At 71.8% G+C, this 11,655-nt stretch carries 8 protein-coding genes; 4 read left to right on the top strand and 4 right to left on the bottom strand.

Features of this window, described 5'->3' with window-relative positions; all coding sequences use genetic code 11:
- Positions 1–91: 91 nt before the first annotated feature.
- Entirely contained in the window at positions 92–523 is a 432-nt protein-coding gene (locus tag ACFRMQ_RS29375) for a winged helix-turn-helix transcriptional regulator (protein WP_380733691.1), read from the bottom strand.
- Between the two features lie 202 nt (positions 524–725).
- Here ACFRMQ_RS29375 and ACFRMQ_RS29370 point away from each other — a divergent pair, with 202 nt between their 5' ends.
- Entirely contained in the window at positions 726–2,072 is a 1,347-nt protein-coding gene (locus tag ACFRMQ_RS29370) for an MFS transporter (RefSeq protein ID WP_380733692.1), read from the top strand.
- A 170-nt stretch (positions 2,073–2,242) separates the two neighbouring features.
- Positions 2,243–3,193, top strand: a complete 951-nt coding sequence (locus ACFRMQ_RS29365) for a Dyp-type peroxidase (RefSeq protein WP_380733690.1) — start codon at positions 2,243–2,245, stop codon at positions 3,191–3,193.
- Positions 3,194–3,500: 307 nt separating this feature from the next.
- On the opposite strand, the gene ACFRMQ_RS29360 is transcribed toward ACFRMQ_RS29365, so the two are convergent.
- Entirely contained in the window at positions 3,501–6,569 is a 3,069-nt protein-coding gene (locus ACFRMQ_RS29360) for a tetratricopeptide repeat protein (RefSeq protein WP_380733689.1), read from the bottom strand.
- 207 nt (positions 6,570–6,776) lie between these two features.
- On the opposite strand from ACFRMQ_RS29360, the gene ACFRMQ_RS29355 reads away from it, so the two are divergent.
- On the top strand, positions 6,777–8,948 hold the full coding sequence (locus ACFRMQ_RS29355) for a hypothetical protein (protein ID WP_380733688.1): 2,172 nt from the start codon (positions 6,777–6,779) through the stop codon (positions 8,946–8,948).
- Here ACFRMQ_RS29355 and ACFRMQ_RS29350 read toward each other — a convergent pair.
- Both ACFRMQ_RS29350 and ACFRMQ_RS29345 read right to left on the bottom strand, forming a co-directional pair.
- Positions 8,917–9,495, bottom strand: a complete 579-nt coding sequence (locus tag ACFRMQ_RS29350; RefSeq protein WP_380733687.1) for a hypothetical protein — start codon at positions 9,493–9,495, stop codon at positions 8,917–8,919. The genes ACFRMQ_RS29355 and ACFRMQ_RS29350 overlap by 32 nt on opposite strands.
- Before the next feature lie 26 nt (positions 9,496–9,521).
- Complete coding sequence (locus tag ACFRMQ_RS29345; protein ID WP_380733686.1) at positions 9,522–10,790, bottom strand: hypothetical protein; 1,269 nt, start codon at positions 10,788–10,790, stop codon at positions 9,522–9,524.
- A 353-nt stretch (positions 10,791–11,143) separates the two neighbouring features.
- Here ACFRMQ_RS29345 and ACFRMQ_RS29340 point away from each other — a divergent pair.
- A partial coding sequence (locus ACFRMQ_RS29340; protein WP_380733685.1) for an electron transfer flavoprotein subunit beta/FixA family protein occupies positions 11,144–11,655 on the top strand: 512 nt, incomplete at its 3' end.

Genomic DNA, 11,655 nt, shown 5'->3' with positions numbered 1-11,655 from the left:
AGTTCCACTTCGTCGCCAAGGACACCGACTACGACAGAGTGGCCGCGACCGCTGTCAGCGCCGGGCGCACCCGCCCCTTCGGCGTGCCCGGTCAGGAGCCGCCCTCCCGGGCCCGGGCGTCGTACGCCTCCCGCGCGGCCGCGATCTCGCGCTGGTGCGCCTCGGTCCAGGTGACCAGCGACCGGATGGTGGCGTGCAGCGTCCGCCCGAGCGGGGTCAGCGCGTAGTCCACCCGGGGCGGCACCACCGGGTGCACCGTCCGCTCGACCAGGCCGTCCCGCTCCAGCTGGCGCAGGGTGACGGTGAGCATCCGCTGGCTGACCCCGTCGATCGCCCGGCGCAGTTCGGTGAACCGCAGCGACTGCCGGTCCAGCAGGGCGATCACCAGCAGCGACCACTTGTCGGCGACCCGGTCCAGGATCTGCCGCACCTCGCAGTCCTCCCGGACGTCCCACTGGAAGGCGTCGTAGCCGTCCTCGGTAACCGTGCAGTGCGTCGGTTCCTTCGAAGTGCCTTCTTCCACGATCCCTGATGCTGCCCGAGGATGACGGGTGGTTACAAGAGGGAACCGACCGGACGGAAGAGAACCGTCCGAAGCCCTCGCCACCCCCCTTTTCTCCGAGGAGCCTCAGGTGCCCGTGTCATCAGCCCTGCCCGAAAACAGCCGGGACGCCGCCCCGGCGCCCGAGGAGCCCTCGTCGGGGCCCGGCGGCCGGTCCGCCGCGGTGCTGGCGGTGCTCTGCGGCGCGATCTTCCTGGAGGGCGTCGACGTCGCGATGCTGAACGTGGCCCTGCCCTCGATCCGCGCCGACCTGGGCATGTCCACCGGCGCGCTGTCCTGGGTGCTGAGCGCGTACGTACTGGGCTACGGCGGCTTCATGCTGCTCGGCGGCCGGACGGCCGACCTGCTGGGCCGGCGCCGGATGTTCCTGCTCTGGCTGACCGTCTTCGTGCTCTTCTCCGGCCTCGGCGGGCTGGCCACCGAGGGCTGGGTGCTGGTCCTGGCCCGCTTCGCCACCGGCCTGTCGGCGGCCTTCATGACCCCGGCCGGGCTGTCGATCATCACCACCGCGTTCCCCGAGGGGCCGCGGCGCAACCGGGCGCTGCTGGTGTACGCGGGGACGGCCGCGGCGGGCTTCTCGCTCGGCCTGGTGGTCGGCGGCCTGCTGACGGCGGTGAGCTGGCGCTGGGTGTTCTTCGCCCCGGTGCTGCTGGCCGGCTCGCTGCTGGCGGCGGCCGTCCCGCTGATCCCGCGCGAGGCCGCGCCGGCGCGGGCCCGCGGCGGGCGCTTCGACGTGGCCGGGGCGGCCACCGCGACCGGGTCGATGCTGCTGCTGGTGTACGGCGTGATCCGGATCGGCGAGCCCGGCGCGGGCGCCGGCACCACCGCCGCCGTCCTGGCCGGCGGGGTCGTCCTGCTGGTGGCGTTCACGGTGATCGAGCGCCGCTCGGCCGCGCCGCTGGTGCGGCTGGGCATCCTGCGCTCCGGGCCGCTGCTGCGGGCCAACCTCGGCGCGCTGCTGTTCGCCGGCTCGTTCTTCGGGTTCCAGTTCGTCGCCACCCTCTACCTCCAGGACCTGCGCGGCTGGTCCCCGCTCCGGACCGGCCTCGCCCTGCTCGCGGTCGGCGCGGACTCGGTGCTGGCGCCGACCCTCACCCCGAAGCTGGTGGAGCGCTTCGGCAACGCCCGGGTGATCCTCGGCGGCTTCCTGCTGGCCGTGCTCTCGTACGGGCTGTTCCTGCCGGTGGGCGCCGACTGGACGTACCCGATGATGTTCCCGACCATGCTGCTGACCGGGCTCGCCTTCGCCCTCGCGTACGGGCCGCTGACCATCGCGGCCACCGAGGGGATCGCGGAGGAGGAGCAGGGGCTGGCCGGCGGGCTGCTCAACACCTCGTTCCAGTTCGGTGCGGCGCTCGGGCTCTCGGTGGTGACCACGGTGAACCTGGCGGTGCTGGGCTCGGGGGCCACCGCCCTGGAGGGCTTCCGGGCGGCGCTGGTGGTGCCGGTCGTGTCGGCGGCGCTCGGCGCCGCGGTGACGGTCGGCGGTGTGGGGCGGCGGCGCGCCTGACGTCCACTCGGACGAGCGCGCCGGATGAGCCGAACGGCCCTGCCGGAAGCCGTTCCGCCAGGGCCGTTCGGCTCATCCGGTGGGGCCGTTCGGCCGCGCGTCGGCGGAGCCGGATCGTCCGCTTCGCGATGTAATCGTTCCACCCGTGTCTCCGGAGAAAGGCCACGACCGTGCAGGCCGAACCACAAGCCGTGCTCTCGCCGCTGACCGACGCGGCGGTCTTCCTGGTCCTCACCGTCGAACCCGGCCGCGAGGCCGCCGTCCGCGAGCTGCTGCCGGACCTCGCCGGGCTGCGCCGCTCGGTCGGCTTCCGGGCCCCCGGGGGTGGACTCACCTGCGTCACCGGGATCGGCTCCGACCTCTGGGACCGCCTGTTCGACGGCCCCCGGCCGGCCTCCCTGCACCCCTTCCGGGAGGTGACCGGCCCTCGCCACCGGGCCCCGGCCACCCCCGGTGACCTGCTGCTGCACCTGCGGGCCGAGCGGATGGACCTCTGCTTCGAGCTGGCCGCGCAGCTCACCGAACGGCTCGCCGGGGCGGCCACCGTCGTGGACTCCGTGCAAGGGTTCGATTACTTCGACGGCAGGGATCTGATCGGCTTCGTCGACGGCACCGAGAACCCGGAGGGCCGGGCCGCCGAGCGCGCGGCCCTGATCGGCGCGGAGGATCCGGAGTTCACCGGCGGCAGCTACGTCGTGGTGCAGCGGTACGTGCACGACATGGACAAGTGGAACGCGCTGAGCGTCGAACAGCAGGAGGCGGTGGTCGGCCGCACCAAGCTCACCGACATCGAGTTGGCCGACGACGTCAAGCCCGCCGACTCGCACGTGGCGCTCACCGGGCTCACCGGCCCGAACGGCGAGGAACGGAAGATCCTCCGCCGCAACATGCCGTACGGCACCTTCGGCTCCGCGGGCCACGGCGGCGAGGCCGGCACCTACTTCATCGGCTACGCCGCCGACCCCGGGGTGACCGAGGAGATGCTGCGCAACATGTTCGTCGGCAACCCGCCCGGCACCACCGACCGGCTGCTCGACTTCTCCACTGCCGTCACCGGCGGCCTGTTCTTCGCCCCGACCGCCGACTTCCTGGACGCCCCGCCGTCGGCATCCGCCGGTTAGCTCCCCCATCGGGCCGCCCCTCCCGCGTCGCCGAAACGATTCAGCTACACCTTCGAAGTCTGGCTTCCGGGGTGGATGCGGGAGAGGCGGCCGTCATGCTAGCGGACGTTGCACCAGATCAAGATCGAGTCGATGACCTGGCAGGCCGGGTGCGCGTTGTGCATGAACGTGTTCACTTTATGTACGCTTCCTATGGTTCAGCGGTTGATCGGGGAGCCCGGGTGAAAGAATTCAATCAGAGATTGAACGTCAGTACAAACGAAGGCCTGAAGCCCGTATTCCGGTTCGATTTGAACTTGCGATGTGACTATTTCGATTCCAGCTCGGCGAGGGTCGAGCGGACTTGCTCGGCCTCGTCCGAGATGTCGACCAGTTCGGCCAGGGCGACGGCCGCAGTCAGGTGGGCGAGAGCGGCAGGCAGGTTTCCGGCCGCCGCTTCGCAGCGCCCCAGGCCGTGCCGGGCCGCCACCTCCTCGCGCGCGGTACTGATGGAGCGGGCCAGCTCCAGGGCCAGCGTGTGCTGCTCCCGGGCCTCCGCGTGCCGACCGGCGGCGAGCAGGGTCTGGCCGAGTCCGTTCCTGCTCGCGGATTCGTGGCGGACGGCGCCGATTTCGCGAAAGGTTTCCAGAGCGGATCGGTAGAGCGTGAGCGCGGCTTCGAATTCCTCGGGAATTTCCATGGTTTCGGCTAGATTGCTGCGGACTATGGACAGCTCCAGTTCGGGCACGATGCCGTCACCGGAATTCAGGATTCGCTCGAAGATTCGTCGGGCCATGGAGCTGCGTCCACTGCGGAGATGGATGTCTCCGATGTTGTTCATTATTCGGAATTCGAGGAGCTGGTCATCGAAGGTCCGCGCCAGTGATAATGCGCTGTCGTGGACTGTGAGTGCGGCGTCGGTGTCCCCCAGTGATAGGTGCAGAATCCCGATGTTGACGAGGCAGCGGGCGACGTTCCACTGGTCGTTCTGCTTCTCCCGAATGGCCAGCACCTCTTGTTGGATCGCCAGGGCCTCGTGGAGCCGGGTCTGGTCGCACCGCACCCGACCGAGGAGGTTGAGGGCGCTCGCCACCGCGTCCAGGTCGCCCTCCGTGCGGGCGAGGCCGAGTCCGCGCTCCAGGGCCGTGGCGGCGGGCTCGTAGTGCGAGGCGTTGGCGAGCGTCGCTCCCAGGTCGATCAGCGCCCGGGCCTCCTGCCGGTGGTTCGCCTGCGACCGCCACTGCGCCGCCGCCGCTCGATGCATGTCCTGCGCCTCACTCCAGTAGGCCTCGGCGTCCAGGTGGCCGGCCAGGACATGGGCGAGCCAGGCGCTGTGCTCGGCGAGTCCGACCCGGGGCGCGTGCGCGGCCAGCGCGATCAGGCTGGCGTGTTCGATATCCAGCCAAGTCCGCGCGGATTCCGGTGAGTTCATCTCGATGTCGCTCAACACATCTGCCAGATCGCTGAGTTGTTGATCCTCGGGAAGCCTGGTTCTTGATCTGTGAGGATAGAGCAGCCGGTCCGCGTGGTCGGCGGCGTGCAGGGCGAAGCGGAGCAGCCGTTCGGTCGCGGCTTCCCGTTGGTCCTGTTCCACCTTCAAGGTCACTGCGAACTCGCGCAAAAGATCGTGGAGTTGGTAGCGGTCGGGTGAGACTTCGATGATCAGATGGACGTTCAGCAGCGCCTCCAGCACCTCATCCGTTTTGTCGAGTTTCCAGCCGAACAGGGCCGCCGCCGCGTGCACACCGAAATCCGTTCCCGGGAAAAGGCCCAGAAGCCGGAAGGCCGAACGCTGACCGGCGGAGAGGCAGCGGTACGACAGCTCGAAGACCTGGGTGATGCTGCCCGAGTTGGTGCGGATCTCCGCGAGGCGGCCGCCTTCGCGGGAGAGCCGCCGGACGAGGTGGCCGAGGGTCCAGGACGGGCGGCCCTTGAAGCGGCTGGCGATGATCTCGATCGCGAGAGGCAGGTAGGCGCAGCGCTCGACGATCTCGATGACGCTCTCGGTGTCCGCGGAGCGCTCGGGCCCCACCACGTCGGTGAACAGGGCCACCGCGTCGTCCACCGTCAGCACGTCCAGGAACACCGGCCGGGCGCCGGGGAGTTCGGTCAGGCGCCGGCGGCTGGTGACGAGCACCAGGGCGGTCGGCGCGGGCGGCAGCAGCGGGCGGACCTGGGCGGCGTTCGAGGCGTCGTCGAGCACGACCACGGCGCGGCGCGAGGAGAGCGTCTCGGCGCACAGGGCGAACACCTCGTCGGCGTCGAGCGGGATGGTGGTGGCGGGCACGCCCAGGCGTCTGAGCAGCAGGGCGCCCGCGGCCTCCGAGGTCAGTGGCGGCTGGTTGCCGACGTGGGCGCGGAGGTTGAGGTAGACGTAGCCGTCCGGGAAGTGCTCGCGCATCAGGTCGGCGGCGTGCAGGGCGAGGGTCGTCTTGCCGACCCCGGGCATGCCGAGGATCGCCGAGACGGTCACCACGCCCCCCTGGGCGAGCCGGGCGTCGGGGCCGGGCAGCACGCGCCGGAGGTCGTCCTCCCGGCCGATCAGCCGGTGCCGCCCGGGGACGTCCGCGGGCGGGGTGGCCGGTGGGTCGGGGGTCAGGGCGACCGTCGTCCGCTCGGTCGTTGCGGGGAGCGGTTCGCCGCGCAGCATCAGCTGGTGGAGCCGGGCGAGGGGCTCGCCGGGCGCGGTGGCGAAGTCTGCGTGGAGGAGGCGGGCGACGGCGGGGTAGACGGTCAGCGCGTCGGCCTGTCGGCCGACGGCGTAGAGCGCGGTCATCAGGTGGCCGGCGAGCCGTTCGTCGGTGGGACGCCCCTCGCGCAGGGCGGTGAGCTCGGGGATCAGCTCGGCGAAGCGGCCGATGCGCAGGTCGATCTCGATCCGGCGCAGCGTGGTGATGAAGTGCTGGTCGGCCATGGCGGCGCGGGTGGTCTGGGCCCAGGTGCCGGGAAGGCCGGCCAGTGGTTCGCCGCACCACAGGCTCATGGCCCGGCTCAGGACGGTTCTGGCCTGGTGGTCCTGTCCGTTCTCGGCGAGTCGTCCGGCATTGTCGGAGAGGTCCAGATATCGGTGCCAGTCAATCAGTACGGGGTCTGCCTGCAGAGTGTACGCATGCGACTTTGTTTCGATCGTCGGCGCTTCCCGGAGGTCTTTCGCCCCGGCGGACCGGGCCGCCTGCCGCAGCAGTCCGCGCAGGTGGGAAACGTGGCTGTAGAGGCTGGTCAACGCGCTGGGCGGGGGATCTTCACCCCACAGTCGGTATACGAGCGAGGTGTGGGAGAGAGGCCTTCCGGCCTCCAGGGCCAGAGCGGCCAGCAATTGCCGTCGCTTGTCGGCCGGAATCGCCAACGGCTCTCCGTTCACCGACAGTTCAACTGAACCAAGGAGATGGAACTTCACGCGACGCCCCCCGCCGGTTGGCTACCAGCTTGCTGTGTCGCGGGTGAGCATCGCATGCGGCCGGGGCAACCGGCCATACCATTGCGGGGTTCCGCTCCGGCCTCTTCGGGAATAAACTCGACATGACGATATGTCATGTGCTAGTGCCGAATCGATAATTCGCACGAGGCCGGGGGGCCCAGTGACAGGATCGACCGTGCTCGGCGGGTGCCCGTGAACGACGTCAACCTGCCCTACGGAGTGGTGCGGAACTCGCTGGCCGGCGCGACGACGGTCTCCGGCCCGGTGGTGCAGGCCGGAGCGATCCACGGCGGACTGCACCTGCACGGCCCTTCGGCTCTGCCGACACCACGCCAACTCCCTCCCTGTCCAAGGAGATTGATCGGACGGGACAACGATTTGGCCGCGCTCGACCGGTCGCTGAGCGACGATGTCACCGCAGCGGATGTCACCGTTGTGGTGACCGGCCCCGCCGGGGTCGGCAAGACGGCCCTGGCCGCCCAGTGGCTGCGCGGTCAGGCCGGCCGCTTCCCGGACGGCCAGCTGTACGCCGACCTGCGCGGCTACGCGTCCGGCGGCCCCGCCGACCCCACCGAGGCCCTCGGTGGCTTTCTGCGGGCCTTCGGGATCTCGCCGGTGCCCGAGAACCTGGAGGAGGGCACCGCGCTCTGGCGCTCGCTGGCGGCGGAGCGGCGGATCGCGGTGCTGCTGGACAACGCCTCGACGGCCGCCCAGGTGCGGCCGCTGCTGCCCGGCTCGGACCACACGGTGGTCGTGGTGACCAGCCGTCGCCGGCTCACCGGACTGGGCATCGACGGGGCGGTGTTCCGGCCGCTGACCCCGCTCGCGCCGGAGGCGTCCACCGAGATCCTGGCCGAGCGGGTCGGCAGACGGCGGGTGGTCGACGAGTACGAGGCCGCGGCCGAGGTGGTGGACGCCTGCGCCGGGCTGCCGCTGGCGATCTGCCTGGCGGCGGCGCGGATCGCGGCCCGTCCGGCACAGTCGCTCGCGGCGACCGCGGAGATACTGGGGCGCGGTACCGAGCGGCTGGCGGCGCTGAACGTGGAGGGCGAGGCGGTGGAGGATCTGCTGGACGCCTCCTACGGAGTGCTGGCGCCGGACGCCGCCCGGCTCTACGGCCTGCTGGGCCTGCTGCCCTTCCCCGGGTTCACCTTGGAGAACGCCGCCGTCCTCGCGGACGTGGAGCCGGCCGAGGCCGACCGGCTGCTGGACGCCCTGATCGACGTGCACCTGCTGGAGGAGACGGGGCCGGAGCGGTTCCGCTTCCACGACCTGGTCCGGCTGCACGCCCAGGCGTACGGACGGGAGCTCCGGGACGGCGAGGCCGGCCGTACCGCGCTCGACCGGGTCGTCGACTGGTACCTCGCCTCGACCACCGCCGCGGAGGCGGTCGTCTCGCCGAGCCACCGTACGCTCGCCCGTGACTACCAGGCCCGATCGCATCACCCGGCCCGGGTGTTCGCGGACGACGTACGGGCCCTGGACTGGCTCGACGAGGAACGCGACCGCCTCGCCGGCGTGCTGCGCTGGTGCGAGGAGCTGGGCCGGCCCGCGGCCGCCTGGCAACTCGCCGACGCCATGTGGCCGTTGTTCCTCCGGCTCCGCCCGGCCCGGCTGTGGGTCGAGGCCCACCGGATCGGACTGCGGGCCGCCCGTGCGGTCGGTGACCGCGCCGGCGAGCTGCGGATGCTCACCTCGGGCGGGAACGGCCTGCGGAACGCGGGCGAGGGGGAGGAGGCGGCACGGTGGTTCACCGAGGCCCTCGGACTCGCCCGCGAGACGGACCACCCGCTGGCCCAGGCGGACGCGCTGTACGGGCTCAGCCAGACCCACCGGATGGCCGACCGACTGGACGAGGCCGCCGCGTGCCTGCGCCGGGTGGTGGAGCTCCGGGAGGCCGAGGACTACCTGCGCGGTTCGGCACTCGCCCGGCTGGCGTACGGCGAGGTGCTGCTGCTCGCGGGCCGGCCGGCGGAGGCCGTCGCCGCCACCGAGCGGGCGCACCGCGAGCTGGCCTCGATCGACGACCACTACGAGGCGGCCCGCGCGATGGCCTTCCTGGGATTGGCGCACGGCATGCTCGGCGCCTACGACCTCGCCGACACCTGTCTGGAGGAGGCCCTCGCGGGCTTCCGGGCCCGGCTCTCGGTGCACTGGGAGGCGCGGACGCTGGAGTTCGCGGGGCAGGTCGAGGAACGGCGCGGCCGTCCGGACGTCGCGCGTGCCCGCTTCGAACAGTCCTTGGCCCGCTACCAGGAGGCGCGTGCCACGGCCGAGGCGGCCAGACTGGCCGACCGCCTCGCCGCGTACGCGGACGACTCCGTCGTCACCCGCCGTCCGGACGTACCGGAGGAATGACGAGGCCGGGCCCCGGGACAGCGGCGCTGACCCGGCGGAGTTCGGCCAGCGCCCGGCCGGCCGCCAGCCAGGCGTGCGCCAGCGAGCCGAGGACCGGCGGCGGGACGGGCCCACCGGCCGGGGCGGAGGCCCGCAGGACGAGCCGGTCCCCGTTCCGGGCGAGCACCACCACCGTTCCCGGACGGTGTACGGCCGTGGCCACCGCACACCCGGGATGCGCGGACAGCAGCTCCGCGAGCCGCGCGTGGACATCCGCCTCCGGGACGGGCCCGAGGTGGAGCACGTCGGCGTGCCGGCGCCAGCGGAGACCGTCGGGTTCGGTGAGGTCGAGCACCAGGTGCTCGTCCACGAACCCGGGGCCCGGCCGTTCCGCCGGAGCCGTGGACGCCGGGCACGTGGCCAGCAGCCCGTGGTGGACACCGGGACCGGCTGTCACCCGGGCGTCGAACAGCTCGGTCGCCGAGCTGCCGCAAGCCGACCCGCCGCCCACCGCCGCCGAGCCGCCGCCCACCGCCGACCCGCCGCCCACCGCCGAGGGAACCGGCACCAGCCACACCGTGTGCAGCGCCGCGCTCATCCGGCCCGCCGGGACTCGGCCGCCGCGATCGAGTCCAGCGGGTCGGGCAGCCGCAGCGGTTCCGGATCCGGGGTGTGCGCCGGCTGCCCCAACCCGAGGACGCGGTACAGGAGCCGGCGCGCGTTCCGGTCGAAGCGGCCCGGCTCGGAACTGATCCGGGCGGCGACGGCGGCGTACTCCTCCGGGCGGTACTGCTCCGCGGCGTACCCGAGTTGGTCGACGAGGGGATGTCCGGGGGAGAGCGCGGGCGCGGTGCGGGCGAGCTGCGCGGCCGGCGAGCGCGGGTTGACGTGGCGGTGCGGGTACTCGGCGAGCAGGACCGGGGCGCCGGTCATCGCACCGTACAAGGTGACCGAGCCGTGGTCCCCGATGATGAAGTCGGCGGCGACCAGCAGCGGCCGCCAGTCCACCTCCGGCGGGACGACCGTGACGGCCTCGCGGGCGGTGGCCCGCGCCCAGGAGTGCACCGCGAACGCGCTGTGCGCCGCCGCGATGTTGGGGTGGGTCAGCAGGACGGCACGGTAGCCGTGCCGGGGCAGTTCCGAGGCCAGCCTCGGCAGTACCGCGTCGAGCCGGGTGAAGAGCGAGCCGTCGCCCCAGGTGGAGCAGACCAGTACGAGCTTCTCCTCCGGCCGCAGCCCCAGCGCCGCCCGGTGGCGTTCGCGGTGCGGCAGCGCGGCGGCGATCCGGTCGTAGCACGGGTCGCCGACCACCTCGGCGATCGGGACGGCCTCGGGGCAACTGCGCCGGAGTTCGAGCAGTTCCTCCTCGTGGGCGAGGGCGAAGGAGGCGGGGACGAGCCGCCCCTCCCAGTACAGGTATTCCGGGCCGAGGCCGATGGCCGCCCGCTCGCCGTCCGGGGCGCCGCGCCGGGACAGCTTGATGTTGCCGGCCCCGTGCGGCAGTCGGACGACAGGGCCGTGCAACTGCTCCATCCCCTGCGAGCCGGCGGCCAGCACGAGGTCGAACTCGCGTCGGATCGCCTGCTCCCAGGGCAGTACGGTGCCTCCCAGCGCCCGCAGGACCTCTGCGGCGCCCGGGTTGAACATGTGCGGTGCCACCGTGAACTGCACGTGGACCCGCAGGTCCGAGGCGAGCAGCGAGTAGAAGTCGTGCAGCCGCTTCGCGTACACCAGCGTCTGGGCGACCACCAGCACCTCCTTGCGGTCCCGCAGGGTCTCCCACGGCCCGTTGTTGCTCCAGGCCGTGCTGTCACGCTCCCCGTTCGTCGGCGTGCTGTCCTGTTCCCCGTGCACCAAGGTCATCCTTCTCCCCCTCCTTGATCCCAGGTCGGGGCCGTGTGACGGACCCCGGGGTCGATGGTCTCCGGGCGGTCTGACGGATTCATTGACGAGACCTGGCGGCAGCTTGCGGAAACCTTGTGTCCGCTCCCTGGGGACCGGGAAGGGTACTGAGTTCCTTTACGAGGGGTACTGAGTGCCGTATTCTCTCGGTGGAGCCTCTGACGCCAGTCGAAGAGAGCCGACACGGTATCCCGGTCCAGGTGGCGCTTGTGGTGCGCTCGTCGCGCCCGGGCCGGCTTGGCACTCAGTACCCCCGGCATGCCTGAGGCCATGGATCCAGTGCGTCCATTGCACCCGTGACAGGAGAACCGCTCATGAGCTTGAGGATCGTCGTCTGTGTGAAGTACGTGCCGGACGCGACGGGGGACCGTCGTTTCGCGGACGATCACACCACTGACCGGGAGGGTGTGGACGGCCTCCTGTCGGAGCTGGACGAGTACGGCGTGGAGCAGGCGCTGCGGATCGCGGAGGCGAACGAGGGCGCCGAGGTGACGGTGCTGACGGTGGGTCCGGACGACGCGAAGGACGCGCTGCGCAAGGCGCTGTCGATGGGTGCGGACAAGGCCGTGCACGTGAACGACGACGGCATCCACGGTTCTGACGTGATCGGGACGTCGGCGGTTCTGGCGAAGGCGCTGGAGGAGACCGGGTTCGATCTGGTGATCGGCGGGATGGCGTCGACGGACGGGACGATGGGTGTGCTGCCGGCGCTGCTGGCGGAGCGTCTGGGTGTGCCGCAGGTGACGCTGCTGTCGGAGGTGTCGGTCGAGGGCGGTGTGGTGCGGGGGCGTCGGGACGGTGACGCGGCGACCGAGCTGGTCGAGGC

The organism is Kitasatospora sp. NPDC056783 (genome assembly GCF_042789895.1).
GTDB lineage: Bacteria > Actinomycetota > Actinomycetes > Streptomycetales > Streptomycetaceae > Kitasatospora.
Note: the sequence above shows the minus strand (reverse complement) of the source record. Positions and strands in the feature narration are given on the sequence as shown.